This is a genomic window from Pectobacterium cacticida, from assembly GCF_036885195.1.
GTDB classification, from domain to species: Bacteria; Pseudomonadota; Gammaproteobacteria; order Enterobacterales; family Enterobacteriaceae; genus Pectobacterium; species Pectobacterium cacticida.
Map to the genome: position 1 here is coordinate 3126164 of NZ_CP133656.1, position 15387 is coordinate 3141550.

The window sequence follows — 15387 nt, forward strand, 5'->3', positions numbered from 1 at the left end:
TTATGAGCGGTAGTTACGAAATCAAATATGACATTAGCGACTTTGAGAAAGGCCTGGGCGAACTGATTAACCGCCTGGAACAACGCCAGCCGCTAATGCGCGAACTGACAGCGGCCATGCATGAAGCGGTCGAGGAGAATTTCGCCCAGGAAGGTCGCCCTTCATGGGCGGGGTGGAAAAGCAACGCTTACTGGGCAAAACGCCGGGGCGGTAAAATTCTGCAAAAATCAGGGCGATTAGCCAGCAGCATTAGCGAGTATCACGACAACGACAGCGCCACCGTGGGCACCAATGTGGTGTATGCCCGTATCCACCAGGAGGGCGGCACCATCAATATGCCCGCCCGCAGTCAGCGGGCTTACTACAAACAGCACAAAGACGGCAGCGTTGGTCATCGGTTCGTGAAAAAATCCAAATCGAACTTCTCGCAGTGGAACACTATGGGGGAGTATAAGATAACTATTCCTGCGCGTCCGTTTTTGCATCTTACTGAATCGGATGTTGAGGGAATGGAGAACACGGCACAGGAGTATTTGCGGCAAGTGCTGGGTTCATGACTACACTACCTATGGGAACCACTATGAGTCGATTAAGATAAGTCCTTGACGATGCGTTTCATAAACAAGAAGCAACGCTGATTTATTATGTAACTTTCGATTTAACGGGCACTGCTGATGATAAGAGTGTCTATAAACAAATAGAGCAGGCTATTGAAGCTGAAGGTTATAGCAGAGACACGAATATTGAAGAGGATGCACTACCCTACAATTTTTACGCAGGGCAAAAAAGAATCACATTCGATGATCGCTATACGGACCTGGAGAAAGAGATAGATAAAGCGAAAGATAAGTTTGCAGAGGTAATCACCACCATTATAACCTCTATTGCCCCTGGTAAACTTGATCGTCTGTTCCTATCCGTGTCTGATGCAGCACACACGAAAATTCACATCGGCTAACACAGACCTACGTCAAACGTCTCAGCCGTGATTTTTTGTGAAGTCTATAGCGTTGCAGCCCCTTATATCATTAAGGGGCTTACAACACGATTTAAACGGGGTTTAAAAGGGGTTACACCGATTGTCATCACCCCGTTTGGCGTGGCAAGATAAAAACAAGCCGCTTTATTACCCACTGAACCCCTTCCACTGATCGCCTGTCGCCGTCGCTCGTAATCTGGCGGCATGAAACTAAAACCGCTTGTCGCCGCTCTGTCGGCAGAAATCAATAAAGCCTCTCTCGGCATCATCCAGTTGTTCCCCGCTGGTGAGTTCCGGGCGCGTGATGGTCGTCCAACAGAATGCGCCGCCTGGATAATGACCGCCGAGGTCGCGCAGACATTGATCGCAGCGGCTAACGCACAGCAAACCCCTTTCGTTATCGACTTTGAACACCAGACCCTACGGGCGGCCAAGAATGGTTTGCCTGCGCCTGCGGCCGGGTGGTTCAAAACGCTGGAATGGCGTGAGGGTGACGGTCTGTTTGCGGTCGATGTTATCTGGACAGACAGCGCCGCGAAGATGATCGCCGAAGGCGCCTACCGTTTTATTTCCCCTGTTTTTTCTTACGACAAATCAGGCCGCGTCTTGCAGCTCCTGCACGCCGCGCTCACCAACACCCCCGCTGTTGACGGCATGGATGAGGTCATGCTTGCCGCTGCCTCACTCCTGGCCGTCACATCATCAACCCAAGAGGACACTATGGACGAATTACTGGAGCGTCTGCGCTGGATGCTGAATTTGCCGATCACGGCAACGGCAGAAGACATTACCGCCGAGCTAAACAAGCTCATTGACCAACTGGCATCGGCGAGCGCCGGAACGGCAGCAGCATCCTTTCAGACGCTGTCGGCCACCCCGTTCAATCTGATTGAAAAACTGACGGCGGATGCTGCAAACGTTGCCGCACTCACCGCTCAGGTTGCCACCCCCGACCCGGCAAAATGGGTGCCGGTTGAGGTAATGCAGCAATCTGTCACCCAGGCGCTGGAAACCGCAAACAACAACGTGGCGGCACTGGCGCAGCAGCAGAGTGCCGAGCTTATCACCGCTGCGTTGTCGGATGGCCGTTTGCTCCCGGCACAAAAAGCCTGGGCGGAATCCCTGGCGCAATCTTCCCCGGACAGTCTGAAAGCGTTTCTGGACAGTGCGCCCAAAATTGCCGCGCTGACCACCACTCAGACCGGGGGCCAGCCGCCCGCTGGCGTTAAACCCAAAACTGATACCCCCGAGGATGACGGTGAAGTTAATGTCGCCCTCTGCAACATGATGGGTGTTGATCCGGCTGACGTTACCAAATTCATAAAAGGAGAAGGCAATGAGTGATCGCAATACGCCTCACCGCGATGGGCTGCTGTTCCCCGTTCCTGTCGCGGCGGCAACGGAGATTTTTGGCGGGCATATCATCGCCGCCAATGCAGGCGGATATGCCGTTCCCGCGACAGCCACTGCGGCTCAAATCACCCTCGGCGTCAGTGATGGCTGGGTGGATAACCACGCGGGCGCCAATGGCGGCGTGGATGCACTGCTGCGACGTGGCCGGGCATGGCAGTTTGCCAATCATGGCGCAGACGCAGTGACGCAGGCTGACATCGGCAAAGACTGCTATGTCGTTGACAGTCAGACCGTCGCCAAGACCAGCAACGCCGATGCCCGCCCGGTTGCCGGAAAAGTTCAGGCCGTTGGCAGCGATGGCGTCTGGGTTTTGATTTAAGGAGAAATACCGTGTTAGTGAATGTAAAAGTTGTTAAAGCGATTTTCGTTAACCTGAAAACCACCTTTCAGAATGCGTTTACCCAAACGCCGTCTGACTGGAAAAAGGTGGCAATGGTCGTGCCATCAACGGGTAAAGAAAACGATTATTCCTGGTTGTCGCGCTTTCCCAAAATGCGTGAATGGGTGGGCGACAAGGTCATTAAATCGCTTGCCGCGTTTAATTACACCATCCGCAACAAGGACTGGGAAGCCACCGTCGAAGTGGATCGCAACGATATCGAAGACGATCAATTGATGGGCTATGCCATCCAGGCGCAGTCGGCGGGCCAGTCTGCCGCAGAGCTGCCCGCCGACATTGTGTTTGCGCTGGTCAGCGATGGCTTTACCAACCTGTGTTATGACGGCCAGCCGTTCTTTGATACTGACCACCCCGTCAAAGGGAAGTCTGTGTCGAACAAAGGCACGAAAAAGCTGTCCACGGCCAGTCTTGCCGCCGCACAGGCCAGCTATGGTGCGGCACGTAAAGCCCTGCGCAGCATGAAGGATGAAGAAGGCGCGTCACTCAAAATCCTGCCCGGTCTGCTGGTTGTTCCTCCGGCCCTGGAGGATGAAGCCAACTATCTGATGACTGCCGACCGCTTCCCGGATAACACACCGAACCCGTACAAAGGCACGGCGGAAGTGCTGGTCGTTCCTGAGCTGAAAACCGATACCGAGTGGTTCCTGTTCGATATCAGCAAGCCGGTGAAACCCATTATCTACCAGGAGCGTAAAAAGCCGGATTTCGTTGAACAGACGGACTACAACAACGACAACGTCTTTATGCGTAAGAAGTTCCGTTTTGGTGCAGAAGCCCGTGCCAACGGCGGCTACGCGTTCTGGCAGATGGCCTATGGCTCCACCGGGGAGGCTGCATAATGCCGATCCAAATCACTGCCCGTGCTGACGGTTTCCGTCGCTGCGGCATGGCGCACAGCGCCAAAACCCAGACCTACCCCGATGACCGTTTTACCGCCGCAGAGCTGGCGATGCTGGAGCGCGAGCCGCAGTTGATCGTCGTTCGCGTCAGTGGTGATGCCGTGGATGATGTTGACGCCGAAGCCGTGCTGGCTAAGGCACGCGGCTGCATTGCAACGCTTGAGGCCAATGAACTGAAGTACGTCGAGCAGATCACATCGCTTAACGAACGCCTCGATGCCCTCTCCGGTGAATGCCATGCGCTGAAAGAAAGCAACACGGCGCTGACCTCTGAGCGTGATGCGCTTCAGGCGCAGTTGGCCGCGACTGACGCGGCGAAGGCGAAAAAATAATGTACGCGACCCGTGACGATATGGTGCACGCGTTCGGTGAGAAGGAATGTGTTTCGCTCACTGACCGTAAGTACACCGGGGACATTGATGATGAGGTGATTTCTGGCGCGTTGACCCGCGCCAGTGCCGAAATCGACAGCTATCTTGTCGGTCGCTATCCGGTGCCGTGGCCGGATACACCCGGCGTGCTGGTTGGTCGTTGCTGTGATATGGCCCGTTACTTCCTGTGTGGCGCAAGCGTGCAATCGACAGAGCAAATCCGGGCGCGCTATGAGGATGCAGTGCGTTATCTGGAGCAAGTCGCCGCTGGGAAAGTCTCGCTGGGCAAAATGCCTGACGGCCAGGTGATTCAGCAGACCAGCTCTGGCGCACGTTTTCAGTCATCGGGTCGCGCGTTTGACCGGGACGCCACCGGGGGAGGTGCATTTTGATTATCCGCGATATTGAAAATTCCATGATCGCGCGTCTTAAAAAAGGCATGGGCCGTATGGCCGCGAACGTGTGCTCTTACGGCGGCGAACTGGACGGCGAACCGGGAGACGTTGCCCGCGCTTTACCTGCCGTTTGGGTGACGTTCGGCGGTATCCAGAACACCAAAAATGCCAATATCGGCAAACGCAAGTATGAGGTTGTCGGGCGGTTTGTGGTGATTGTCGGTGAGTACAGTGTCCGCAGCGAAGAAGCCTCACGCCACGGCGGTGCAAACCTCAATGAGGTGGGCACTTATCGTCTGGTCAGTGCGGTGCGCCGGTTGTTGTCCGGGCAAGACCTGGCCGAGTTCGGGCTGAAGGTCGATTTTCTGATGCCTGGCCGGGTGCGCTCGTTGTTTAACACCAGCCTGGAACATCAGGCGCTGTCAGTTTTCGCCTGCGAGTTCGACACCAAGTGGTTTGAAACCGCATTGGAAAACGGCAAATACCCGCTTGACGGCCCGTCAGCCTTCCACCCTGACAGCATTTTTAACGGCTATCACGGTGAAACCAGTCCCGATGATCCGGCCTGGTTACGTACCCGTCTTAGTTATGACATTCCGCAAACTCCGGCCAGCCCGGATGCAGAGGACATGATTAATCATGAACAAAATCAAGGTTAAAGCGCTGCCCGGCGTTAGTGTGCCGCGCGAGGATAACGCCCGTCGCTATATCACCAGCGATACGCTGGTTGAGGTGGAGCGCACAGCGTACTACCTGCGTCGTATTGCTGATGGCGATTTGATTGACGTTACCGTCGAGCCGCTAAAAGTGGCGGGCAAAAAGGACAAAACGGAGGTGAATAGTGGCCAGTCCTAACATTGAGTTTTACGACATCGGCAGCAGCATTCGCAAACCGGGTAAATATTTTGAATTTAATACTAGGTTGGCCGTGCGTACGCTGCCCGGCAACCAGCAGACCGTCCTGATGTTGGCACAGATGTTAGATACCGGCACGGCGGAGCCGCTGCAGGCGGTCAGTGTGTTCTCTGACGATGAGGCAGCGATGCTGTTCGGTCGTGGATCAATGGCGCACATGATGGCCGTCGAGGCTATCGGCAGCAACAGCTATTTGCAGTTGCAAATCATCGGTATCAGCGACGACAGTGCCGCCGTAGCTGCAACCGGAACATTTACGGTGACTGGCGCGGCTACGACGGCGGGAACGTTGAGCGTATGGATTGGTTCGACACGCGTTGACGTTGCGGTATCTGCTGACGATACCGCCGCTGATATCGCGCTGGCGCTGGCTGCGGCTATCGCGCAGAAAGCAGTGTTGCCAGTCACGGCCACGGCTGCGGCTGGCGTAGTCACGCTGACAGCCAAAAATAAGGGCGCGGCGGGTAACGACATCCAGCTCCGCGCCAGCACGACAGCGGTCGGTGTCACGGTGGCGGCAACGGCTATGACCGGCGGAGAAATCGATCCTGATATCGCGCTGGCACTGGCGGCTGTATTCGCGGCGGGTCATAACATTATCGTCAGCCCGTTTGCCACGTCTGACGCGTTGCGCACCCTGCGCACACACCTGGACAAAGCGAGCGGCCCGATGGAACAGCGCGGCGCAATCGGCGTAGCGGGCTGGCCTAAATCGCTGTCAACCGGGACGACGATGACGGCCAGCATCAACAGCGGACGCATTACCGTTGGTTGGCATAACGGCTCGGTGAAGACCCCGGCGCAGATTGCGGCAGCGTATGCCGCCATTATCGCTAGTGAAGAAGATCCTGCCCGCCCGTTAAACACGCTTGCAATGAGTACGCTGGATGTGACCGCGCTTGCTGATCGCCCAGGGCGTAATGAGCAGGAGAGCGCCTTGTATAACGGCCTGACGCCGTTTGAAGTCGGCCCCGGTGACGCGGTGCAGATTGTCCGCGCGATCAGTACCTACACCAAGAATGCCGACGGTGTTGATGACGTGTCGCTGCTGGATATCACCACCATTCGTACACTCGACTATGTGCGCAAGGCGTGTCGTGAGCGTATCTCGTTGCGTTTTCCGCGCGACAAGCTGAGTTCCCGTACCCCAGACCGGGTACGCAGCGAGTTGCTGGATGTGCTCTACAAGCTCGAAGAGTTGGAGATCATCGAAGAGGTGGACGCGAACAAAGCGGCGCTCATCATCGAGCGTGATTCGCAGGATAGCAACCGACTTAATGGCCGCATCCCGGCGGACGTAGTGAACGGGTTGCATATTTTCGCCGGTCGTATCGACCTGTTGCTGTAAAGGAGCCCATAGCATGGCCTTAGAAGAGTATGTCGGTGCCATCATCCTCGAGATCAACGGACAGGAAATCGAGTGCACCGACCTGAAAGAAGACACGCAGACCGGGCGTAAACCGGTCAAGACGATGAACAAGACCGGGCGTTCGAAAGGGTTTTCACGCGGTATCCGGGAATATCAGGTCACGGCCTCGGTAGTGATCCCCCTGAGCGGCGATCTGGACTGGGAGGGCATGGAGGGCGTGAAAATCACGCAATACCCGCTCTCCGGCAGTGGCGGTAAAAAGGTGTCGTTTTTGGATGCGTACACTACTCAAGTCGGTGCGCAGTATACAGTTGATAACGAAGCCAAACGGGATATCACGTTTCAGGCGCTGCGTCGGGTGGAGGAATAGGAATAATGGTGACTGAACAAGGTTCATTACTGTATGGCGTTGAGCTGGATGGTAAGCGTTATTTTACGTTCTCAGTTCGCCTGCCGGTGGTTGGGGATACCATCGCGGCTTTGGAAGAAACTCAGGATGAAAAAGGCACTACGGAAGGTGCCGCAGCAGGGATGCATTACCGCGTCGGCATTCTGGCGCGTGTGGTGACGATTGAGGGTATTGATGCAGAGAACGTGACGACAGAACTGTTGCTTAACCAGTTGTCCGACGATGGTTTTGATCTCATCGACGCGCAGGTCTCAGCACTTAAAAAAAAGCTGACGGCATTGAGACCGCCCTCGCCGGATACCGCAGCGTCGTCCTTGCCCTCGGAAAATATGGTATCACCCGACAGCAAATAGAAGCGATGAGCCGTTCAGAGCTGGACGGCTACATCCAGGCACTGGCCCGGTTGCACGGTAAAAACCTGTCAGCCGGGGAACGGTCAACCCGCCGCGTGAAGTCACTGCGCCAGAAACGCCCGAGAAAACCCACCAAGAAAGGGAGAAAGTAAGCAATGGCTCGCAATCTGCAACTGGCCCTGACGCTGTCGGCCCGAGATACTGGCTCAAAGGTTCTGCGCAAAGCAATGCAGGATGCCGTCGCACAGACCAAAGCGGCAGAAAAAGCCGGTGATGAATTGGCGAAATCCCAGCAGCAGAACAGTCAGCAAGGCATCCGAGCATCCCGCACATTGAGCGAAGAGTTTAAACGTGCCAACAGCGCCCGCTCAACGCTCGGTATCCGTTCCGAGCGCGAGATCCAGCGAGAGATCCAGCAGACCATCGCCGCTTATAGTCGCCTGACCCGCATGGGTGTGATGTCAGCTAGCGAGCAATCACGGGCATTCAGTGCGATGACGGACCGCGTCAGCCGGTTACGTACTGAGTTAAGTGGTGCAGCTCACTCGATGAGCCGCATGGACAAGCTGCGTGCCGGTGGCGCTGGAGCGATGGCCATTGCGGGTGGCGCGGCGGCCATGACGGCTGTTGTCGCGCAGCCTGTGCGTAACCAGATGAGTTATGAACGGCGACTAGCGTCAATGGCGAATACCGCTTACGCGGAGCAAGGCGTTGATGGCAGAAAGGCTGGCATGGCGAGTATGGATGCGTTGATCCGCCGTTCTGTCAAAGAAGGTGGTGGGACTAAAGAATCCGCAGCGGATACGCTTGATGCGTTGCTGGCTTCCGGCGCTGTCGATATGAAATCTGCCGATACCTTATTGCCGCAACTACAGCGTTATTCAACCGCGACCGGAGCCGCACCCACAGACTTAGCCCAGATAGCCATTCGATTAAAGCAAACATTTGGTATCGAGGATAAAGATGTCAGTAAGGCACTCAATATGGCTATTTCTGCGGGGCAAGCTGGTTCATTTGAACTCGCTGATATGGCGAAGTGGTTGCCACAACAACTTGCCGCAGCCAGTAATAACGGGATGAAAGGCTTAAATGATTTTGCGGTACTGTTGGGACTCAATCAAAGCGCGGCAATAACAGCAGGCAATAGCGACGAAGCGGGCAATAATGTTGTCAACCTTTTAGGAAAAATTACCAGTCAAGATGCTGCAAATGCGGCATCCAGAATAAAAGTAAACGGCAAAGGCATCGATTTACCAGGAAGTTTAGCCAATGCACAAGGCAAGGGAATGAACTCCTTAGATGCTTTTGTTGCCATTATAGACAAGGTTGTTGCAACCAATCCGGCATATAAAAAACTGGATGCGAAGCTGGCTACAGCTAAGGGGGATGAACGACGTCAAATTATGCAGTCCCAGGCTAAAATCCTTGAAGGTTCTGCCGTTGGGCAAGTGATTGCGGATAGGCAAGCACTGATGGCATTAATCGGCTATCGCAGTAATCGACAGTATGCCCGTGACGTTGTCAAAGGGGCGAACGAACAGCGTGATTTAGAGGCTGGAAAGACTGCTGGCGATATTAACTATCAGCTTATTGCCGAGACTAACGATTTCAAAGCCGAGCAGATGAAGAATACGGCTGATTTTGGGCAAGTAGATTCAATTAAACCACTATCTGATGTGATCGGGCGCTTGTCTGATCTGCTGACTGGTTATGCAAATGAATACCCTGGACTGACAACAGCTATTGCAGGGGCAACAATAGGTATCAAAGCGCTAGGGGCCGGTGCAGTAACCGCCGGAGGCGTTCTTGCTGCATGGAAATTACTCTCAGGTAACGGGATAAATCCGCCGTCGGTTACTCCCGTTCCGCCAGGCACTAACGCGCCGACAGTGACGCCCCCTGGCACACGTATGCCTAATCTGCTGGGGCGCGTTGGGCGCGTGGCTGGGAAAGTGTTGACTCCCCTTGCAGTCTATCAAGCAACGCAAGATGCACCACTGGTGCAGGTTGAGCGCGGTGATAGCCAGGCTCGCCAGCGTTTGTCTACGAATCAGTATGCGAACGAGACCGAACGGCTACAGGATTCAATGCGAGCGCAGCCTGGCGCACTGGATGCCTGGGACGAAATCAAGGCATGGTGGAATAAACCCCGTTCTATTGAAATGCCAAAACCGATGAGCTACGGCCTGCCTGGGTATGTCACAGATATAGCTGCTAACCAGAACATTGGCATTCGCCCGCCGCCCGTTCCTGTCGTGTCAGCGGATAATGTCGGGGGCGTTCGCCCTGTTCCGGTTGTTCGTATCGACCCGCTTACAGTATCAACCGATAAAAAAGATGACAGTTCAGCCTGGTGGAGCAAGCCAACCAGTATCGGCAGTGGTTTACCGCCTGCCGCGCTCGGTTTGCCTGACTGGATGCGCCCTACACCTGCACCGGTTCAGCCAAAACAACACGAGCGCCCGATACAGGCCACGATTCGTCTTGAGGTTGATGGTCGCGTGCTTGCCGAAACCGTCAATGAAATTAACAGTCAGCAGGCCACGCGCGGGTCAAACGGAGTATATCAATAATGGCCTGGGAAGATTCGTTACAAGATGCCTCTTTCCGGGGCGTTAAGTTTGATGTGATCAACGCTCGCGACAGTGCGCAGCGTGATATGGCTCAGCACGAATACCCGAACCTGGATGGCGCAGACATTCAGGATTTGGGATTAAAGCCACACAGTTCTCAGATTCAGGCTGTCATCTGGGGTGATGATTACGAGTCACGTCTTCAATCGTTGCTTGAAGCGTTAAGAAAGCCCGGATCGGGTGAGTTGATACACCCGATTTTTGGTTCAATGCCAAACATGCTGGTCGGTGTGTTTCAGGTCAATCATGATGCCGAGTATGTGGACTATTGCGCGCTGGATATTCAGTTTGTGCAGTCAAAGACTGGCAACCCTTTTTTCGTTAAAGACTCCCCATTATCTAAAGCTGACGAGATTTTTAACCAGGTACAGGCAGCGATAGACAGTACCAATGTCATGATGGATAACATCACGCAACCGTTGCGCTCGGCCAGAAAGACGATGAATAAAGTGCGAGGTCTTGCAACAGCCGCGCTCAACATGATCACCATTTTCCGCAGCGACATAAGCGGTTTTATCAGCAGCACGTCTGATTTTATTAATTTCCCGGCTGCGTTTTTCAGCGACCTGCGCTCCGCGTTGTCGTTAAAAATGGGAGCATCAAAAAGTTCGCTGCACGCAACCTATGTTAACACTGGCGGCGGTACTGTATTGGCCGGGGCGACATTGTCCAGCGGCAGCACCTCTGGAGGCGGTTCGTCGGGTGGCAGTTCGTCCGATAATTCAGCTTCAACCCCATCGGGCAGCGTATCAACGGCGGTCACTCAGCAGCAGATTGCCACCGCCAATTACACCGCCGCTCCCGCGGTCATCATGGCTGACTGGACGAGCGCCTATTCAACGTTGCAGACCGTCCAGACTATGCCGGTCAATCTGATGACCGGGCGTATCGATATGCCGGTTGATATGCCGCAGAACCTTGTCGCCAGCGATATTGTCGAACTGATAACGATTGTTGCTGTGGCCGTGGCACTGGAAGCCGTTGATGAAGCGAGCGCCATTCTCAGTGATAGCGCGTTGACGGCAGTATTAACGCCGGTAGATATCGAGAAGATCGCCAACGAAACGCGGCAGATGATACAGAACGCCATCGATATCACCCGGACAACCTACTCACCAGCGATGAATGAAATCAGCAACAGCCCACAGCCAACAGGTTTGTTGTACCAGCCGGTTATCGACCAGTTAGCCACTATTGCGTTGACGGTGCAGACGCTGGCCGAAGCAGTGATCAACGAAAAACCCCAACTGATGCAAAAAACCGTCACCGCCCCCGGCAACCTTCACCTCATGGCTCACCGCTGGTACAGCGACTATTCCCGCGCGGCAGAGCTGCAACGCCTCAACCCGCAATTACGTGATCCGAATAACCTGGGGATGGGGGACGTGCTGAATGCTTACGCAGAATAACCCCGCGACCGATAACGCGGCGGTGTCCGTTATTATCAACGGCAAGGCCCATACGGATTGGTCACGCTACCAGATTGATTCTGATTTCCTTACCCCCGCTGATGCCTGGAGCGTTAGCCTGGGATTGCCCGAAGGGAAATTTCCGTCCGACGTAGTGCGCGGTGTGCCGGTCATGGTCAAGGTGGGTAATGACACCGTGCTGACCGGGCGCATTGACAGCGTTCAGCGTGCTGTAGCGCGTGGCGGTGTTACCTTGTCGCTCTCCGGGCGTGACAGTGCAGCCGTTCTGGTCGATTGCGCCGCACCGATACTCACTGCACGCCAGATGGAATTGGCAGATGTGGTAGCCCAAATTGTGCGCCCGCTGGGTATCACGAAGATCCGCATTGAGTCCGAGGGAACGATCCGCAGTGACAAAATCAGCGCAGAGCCTGGCGAACGAGCCTGGGACATGCTGCTGCGTGCCTGTGCGGCACGTGGTTTGTGGCCGTGGTTCGCCCCGGACGGGACACTGGTCATCGGTGGCCCGGATTACACCAAACCCCCGGTAGCCTCACTCATCATGCGCATGGATGGTAAAGGCAATAACGTGCTGTCTTTGGCTGATGCCAGCTCAATCGACAAATCATTTTCAGAGCTGACGGTATTGGCCCAAAGCCACGCGCACTCGTCCACGAAGCAAACCACGATTGTCGATGTGGGGGATGATGCAGACAGCGACATTGAACTGAGTACCGGCGTTGCCGAGACCGGCCAGCACGGTATGAAGGCGGTAGTAAAAGACCCGAGCGTTAATTACTACAGACCCCAGGTGATGGTCGTGGGGGATGCGGATAACCAGGAACAAATCAACTACCGCGCCCGCAAGGCGCTGTCAGACGCGCGGTTGTCTGGTTACAGCCTGACCGCCATTGTGCACGGCCACCGCACCTCGGACGGCGTGTTATGGGAGCCAGGGCAGCGCATTCACGTTATCAGCGAGTATCACGGTATCGATGCCGTGTATTTTCTGATGGGACGCGAGTTTAACGGTGGGCGTCCGAACGGCACAACCACCACGCTCAGGCTCAAAGAGGATGGTGTCTGGATACCCGACGCCTATCCAAAGAAGAAGAAAAAGCGCAAGCGCAAAGGCAAAGGAGAAACCGCAATTGTCGATGTGGCCTGATATTGAAAGGCGTATTAACGGGGCGTTAAACCGCATTCGCCTGGCGTTCCGAACCCGTTTAACGCGAGTAAACAGTGATGGCCCGGTGCAGACCTTCCAGGCTAAGGGGCTGGCCGTAGAGTCCTTGCAGGACAGTGAACTGTTTCAGCACTACGGCTTTACCTCAAACCCGTTGCCTGGAACGATGGCTGTGGTGTTGCCGCTGGGCGGGCGAACGTCGCACAGCATCGTGATTGCGACAGAACACGCCGCCTATCGTTTGCAGGCGCTCAAGTCGGGCGAAGTGGCACTCTATACCGATGAAGGTGCAAGAATTGTGCTTAAACGCGGGCGGTTGATAGAGACGGACTGCGATGAGTTCCGGGTTAACTGCAAACAATTTGTTGTCAACGCCGAAGAAAAAGCCGATTTTAATACCCCAATGGTCACGGCCAGCGAACAGGTCACGGCTCAGGACAAAATCACCGGCAACGGCGGCATGGCGATCCAAGGTGGCGACGGTGCCGCATTTACTGGTAATGTCACGCAGAACGGCGGTAATTATTCGACGGATGGAGACGTCAAGGCAGGTAACATTAGCCTGACAGGCCATCATCATAATGGCGATTCGGGCGGGAAGACCGGCCCCGCCAAACCTTAAAACCCACTGAACCTCTTCCACTGCCTCCCTTGCATCCATGCTGCCATTCTGGCGGCATGGATAATTTACTGAACCCGACAACCGGTGATTACACCGGAACGACGACAACGACATTAGCCAATGCCGTTTACCTGCGCCTTACGACGCCATTAGGCTCATGGTGGGCAGACCCCTTGCTGGGCTCCCGACTACACCTGCTGGCGCGGGAAAAAGACGTTCCCCGCGTGTACAAACTGGCCCGGCAATACGCCGAAGAGGCATTGCAACCGCTTATTGATGCTGGCCGCGCCACGTCGGTTTCCGTCTCTGTCTCTGCCGGGAATCCCGGCTGGGCCATTCTGCTGATTAGTGTTGTTGATGCTACGGGACAAAAGCAGTCCTTTAAACATCCGGTGAGGGTGAGCTGATGCCGCACATCACCCCCGCCTTTGATGAAACCCGCACCCGGATATTACGTGATATCCGTAACATGTTACCCGCTGCCGATATCGACAAGGACAGCGATTACTATGTCCGGGCCTCGTCGGTTGCCAGCGTCATCACTGGCATTTATCAGCACCAAGGCTGGATTGTCAGACAGATTTTCCCCGATACCGCCGACACCGAATTTCTCGAAATGCATTGCCGGTTACGTGATATTTCACGTAAGGCGGCGACGACGGCCACCGGCATCATCACTGCAACCGGTAATGTGGGTGCGCCTGCGGCGGCGGGACTGGTTATCACTGTTGGCAGTCTGTCCTATACGACAACAGCAGCGGGAACGGTCGGCGCGGATGGCACGGTGGTTATTCCGGCCATTGCTTCTGCCAGTGGCGCAACAGGCAACACGACGGCCGCAGCGGTTGGGACATTCGCCAGTGCGCCGTTCGGCTTTGACAGTACCGTCACGGTCAGTGTGATGGCGGGCGGAACCGACAGGGAGACGGATGCTGAAATGCTTTCTCGTCTTCTTGAGTTGATCAGGCGTCCGCCCGCCGGAGGCAATAAATATGACTACAAACGCTGGGCGCTGAGTGTCACCGGCGTGACCTCGGCTTATGTCTATCCGTTGCGTCGCGGGCTGGGTACGGTGGACGTGGTGATCACCTCAGCGGATGGCCTGCCCTCTGCTGACATCATTAGCGCAGTGCAAGCCTATATTGATGATGTCCGCCCGGTGACGGCAAAAAATACAATGGTACTCGGCCCCACGATTAAAACTATCGATATTACCGTCGGTGTTTTATTAAATGGTGTTTCGCTGGCAGATGCCACCACCGCCATTATCGCGGCACTGAATGACTATATCAAAACGCTGGCTCCCGGCGATCCGTTTATTCGTAGCCAGGCAGAAATGATTATTTCTCAAGTGGCTGGAGTCATTGACCGTAATATCACACTCCCGGCAGGTAACGTCTATCCGGTCACAAATGAAAACAAAGTTGAGTGGATACGCGCCGGAACTATCACGGTGGTGCCGTTATGAGTGCCAAAACACTGCTGGGATTATTGCTTCCGCCTGTTGCCTACGACACAGCACAGCCTCGTCTTGCCGCAGAACTGGCTGCTGAAGGGGCTGTACTTGATGCGGCACAGCAGTTATCTGACCGTGTTTGGGGGGCTATCACACCCATTTATGCACAAAGCCTGCTGACCGACTGGGAACGCGTCCTCGACATCACACCCGCAGCAGACAGTAATTATCAGCAGCGCCTGGGAAATGTGCTGATAAAAATTGCTGAAACCGGCGGTCTAAGTATTCCGTATTTTATCCGGCTGGCGTCCCGGTTGGGGTATGCCATCACAATTGATGAACTGCATCCCTTCAGAACCGGCACTGGCCGCTGTGGTGAGCGCCTGATGGTGCATGACGCTATCTGGACGTGGCGTGTGAATGTGTTTGGCGCATCGGCCAAAAGATATTATTTCAGAGCGGGTTTATCGGCTGTCGGCGAACGCTTAATGACATTTGGCGACACCGTTATTGAATCGGTATTTAACGATTTAAAACCTGCTCATACATTCTGTTATTTTTCGTATCAGGACAGTTAA

19 protein-coding genes are annotated in these 15387 nt (G+C 54.9%); all 19 read left to right on the forward strand.

Annotation, left to right across the window (positions count from 1 at the left end; all coding sequences use genetic code 11):
* Positions 1–2: 2 nt before the first annotated feature.
* Positions 3–557, forward strand: a complete 555-nt coding sequence (locus RFN81_RS14380; RefSeq protein WP_264496475.1) for a phage virion morphogenesis protein — start codon at positions 3–5, stop codon at positions 555–557.
* Between the two features lie 626 nt (positions 558–1183).
* Positions 1184–2323, forward strand: a complete 1140-nt coding sequence (locus RFN81_RS14385) for a phage protease (protein WP_264496476.1) — start codon at positions 1184–1186, stop codon at positions 2321–2323.
* Positions 2316–2711 (forward strand): hypothetical protein, encoded by a 396-nt coding sequence (locus RFN81_RS14390; protein ID WP_264496477.1) that lies wholly within the window; start codon positions 2316–2318, stop codon positions 2709–2711. Before RFN81_RS14385 ends, RFN81_RS14390 begins: the two co-directional genes overlap by 8 nt.
* A gap of 11 nt (positions 2712–2722) precedes the next feature.
* Positions 2723–3631, forward strand: coding sequence for a Mu-like prophage major head subunit gpT family protein (locus RFN81_RS14395; protein WP_264496478.1), 909 nt, complete (start codon positions 2723–2725; stop codon positions 3629–3631).
* Positions 3631–4023, forward strand: a complete 393-nt coding sequence (locus RFN81_RS14400) for an HI1506-related protein (protein ID WP_264496479.1) — start codon at positions 3631–3633, stop codon at positions 4021–4023. Before RFN81_RS14395 ends, RFN81_RS14400 begins: the two co-directional genes overlap by 1 nt.
* The gene (locus RFN81_RS14405) at positions 4023–4454 is read left to right on the forward strand and encodes a gp436 family protein (RefSeq protein WP_264496480.1); all 432 of its coding nucleotides are present in this window, start codon (positions 4023–4025) and stop codon (positions 4452–4454) included. The genes RFN81_RS14400 and RFN81_RS14405 overlap by 1 nt, the downstream gene beginning before the upstream one ends.
* Positions 4451–5116 (forward strand): DUF1834 family protein, encoded by a 666-nt coding sequence (locus RFN81_RS14410; RefSeq protein ID WP_264496481.1) that lies wholly within the window; start codon positions 4451–4453, stop codon positions 5114–5116. Before RFN81_RS14405 ends, RFN81_RS14410 begins: the two co-directional genes overlap by 4 nt.
* Positions 5097–5312: a DUF2635 domain-containing protein gene (locus tag RFN81_RS14415; RefSeq protein WP_264496482.1), complete on the forward strand. Its 216-nt coding sequence runs from the start codon at positions 5097–5099 to the stop codon at positions 5310–5312. Before RFN81_RS14410 ends, RFN81_RS14415 begins: the two co-directional genes overlap by 20 nt.
* On the forward strand, positions 5299–6720 hold the full coding sequence (locus RFN81_RS14420; RefSeq protein WP_264496483.1) for a phage tail sheath subtilisin-like domain-containing protein: 1422 nt from the start codon (positions 5299–5301) through the stop codon (positions 6718–6720). The genes RFN81_RS14415 and RFN81_RS14420 overlap by 14 nt, the downstream gene beginning before the upstream one ends.
* 13 nt (positions 6721–6733) lie before the next feature.
* Positions 6734–7111 (forward strand): phage tail protein, encoded by a 378-nt coding sequence (locus RFN81_RS14425; protein ID WP_264496484.1) that lies wholly within the window; start codon positions 6734–6736, stop codon positions 7109–7111.
* Positions 7112–7116: 5 nt separating this feature from the next.
* Positions 7117–7503: a hypothetical protein gene (locus RFN81_RS14430; RefSeq protein WP_264496485.1), complete on the forward strand. Its 387-nt coding sequence runs from the start codon at positions 7117–7119 to the stop codon at positions 7501–7503.
* 5 nt (positions 7504–7508) lie between these two features.
* Positions 7509–7655, forward strand: a complete 147-nt coding sequence (locus RFN81_RS14435; protein ID WP_264496486.1) for a hypothetical protein — start codon at positions 7509–7511, stop codon at positions 7653–7655.
* 3 nt (positions 7656–7658) lie between these two features.
* On the forward strand, positions 7659–10076 hold the full coding sequence (locus tag RFN81_RS14440) for a phage tail tape measure protein (RefSeq protein ID WP_264496487.1): 2418 nt from the start codon (positions 7659–7661) through the stop codon (positions 10074–10076).
* Positions 10076–11545, forward strand: coding sequence for a DNA circularization protein (locus tag RFN81_RS14445; RefSeq protein WP_264496488.1), 1470 nt, complete (start codon positions 10076–10078; stop codon positions 11543–11545). The genes RFN81_RS14440 and RFN81_RS14445 overlap by 1 nt, the downstream gene beginning before the upstream one ends.
* Positions 11529–12713, forward strand: coding sequence for a phage baseplate assembly protein (locus tag RFN81_RS14450; protein WP_264496489.1), 1185 nt, complete (start codon positions 11529–11531; stop codon positions 12711–12713). The genes RFN81_RS14445 and RFN81_RS14450 overlap by 17 nt, the downstream gene beginning before the upstream one ends.
* The gene (locus RFN81_RS14455) at positions 12703–13353 is read left to right on the forward strand and encodes a phage baseplate assembly protein V (RefSeq protein ID WP_264498989.1); all 651 of its coding nucleotides are present in this window, start codon (positions 12703–12705) and stop codon (positions 13351–13353) included. Before RFN81_RS14450 ends, RFN81_RS14455 begins: the two co-directional genes overlap by 11 nt.
* 56 nt (positions 13354–13409) lie before the next feature.
* Positions 13410–13760, forward strand: a complete 351-nt coding sequence (locus RFN81_RS14460) for a phage GP46 family protein (protein WP_264496490.1) — start codon at positions 13410–13412, stop codon at positions 13758–13760.
* Positions 13760–14821, forward strand: coding sequence for a baseplate J/gp47 family protein (locus tag RFN81_RS14465; RefSeq protein ID WP_264496491.1), 1062 nt, complete (start codon positions 13760–13762; stop codon positions 14819–14821). Before RFN81_RS14460 ends, RFN81_RS14465 begins: the two co-directional genes overlap by 1 nt.
* Positions 14818–15387, forward strand: coding sequence for a YmfQ family protein (locus tag RFN81_RS14470; RefSeq protein ID WP_264496492.1), 570 nt, complete (start codon positions 14818–14820; stop codon positions 15385–15387). The genes RFN81_RS14465 and RFN81_RS14470 overlap by 4 nt, the downstream gene beginning before the upstream one ends.

Coding starts and splice junctions, on each gene's coding strand:
- RFN81_RS14465 (WP_264496491.1), top strand. CDS start 13,760: ATGCCGCACATCACCCCCGCCTTTGATGAAACCCGCACCCGGATATTA.
- RFN81_RS14400 (WP_264496479.1), top strand. CDS start 3,631: ATGCCGATCCAAATCACTGCCCGTGCTGACGGTTTCCGTCGCTGCGGC.
- RFN81_RS14460 (WP_264496490.1), top strand. CDS start 13,410: ATGGATAATTTACTGAACCCGACAACCGGTGATTACACCGGAACGACG.
- RFN81_RS14470 (WP_264496492.1), top strand. CDS start 14,818: ATGAGTGCCAAAACACTGCTGGGATTATTGCTTCCGCCTGTTGCCTAC.
- RFN81_RS14425 (WP_264496484.1), top strand. CDS start 6,734: ATGGCCTTAGAAGAGTATGTCGGTGCCATCATCCTCGAGATCAACGGA.
- RFN81_RS14445 (WP_264496488.1), top strand. CDS start 10,076: ATGGCCTGGGAAGATTCGTTACAAGATGCCTCTTTCCGGGGCGTTAAG.
- RFN81_RS14455 (WP_264498989.1), top strand. CDS start 12,703: ATGTGGCCTGATATTGAAAGGCGTATTAACGGGGCGTTAAACCGCATT.
- RFN81_RS14380 (WP_264496475.1), top strand. CDS start 3: ATGAGCGGTAGTTACGAAATCAAATATGACATTAGCGACTTTGAGAAA.
- RFN81_RS14440 (WP_264496487.1), top strand. CDS start 7,659: ATGGCTCGCAATCTGCAACTGGCCCTGACGCTGTCGGCCCGAGATACT.
- RFN81_RS14435 (WP_264496486.1), top strand. CDS start 7,509: ATGAGCCGTTCAGAGCTGGACGGCTACATCCAGGCACTGGCCCGGTTG.
- RFN81_RS14415 (WP_264496482.1), top strand. CDS start 5,097: ATGAACAAAATCAAGGTTAAAGCGCTGCCCGGCGTTAGTGTGCCGCGC.
- RFN81_RS14405 (WP_264496480.1), top strand. CDS start 4,023: ATGTACGCGACCCGTGACGATATGGTGCACGCGTTCGGTGAGAAGGAA.
- RFN81_RS14430 (WP_264496485.1), top strand. CDS start 7,117: ATGGTGACTGAACAAGGTTCATTACTGTATGGCGTTGAGCTGGATGGT.
- RFN81_RS14385 (WP_264496476.1), top strand. CDS start 1,184: ATGAAACTAAAACCGCTTGTCGCCGCTCTGTCGGCAGAAATCAATAAA.
- RFN81_RS14390 (WP_264496477.1), top strand. CDS start 2,316: ATGAGTGATCGCAATACGCCTCACCGCGATGGGCTGCTGTTCCCCGTT.
- RFN81_RS14450 (WP_264496489.1), top strand. CDS start 11,529: ATGCTTACGCAGAATAACCCCGCGACCGATAACGCGGCGGTGTCCGTT.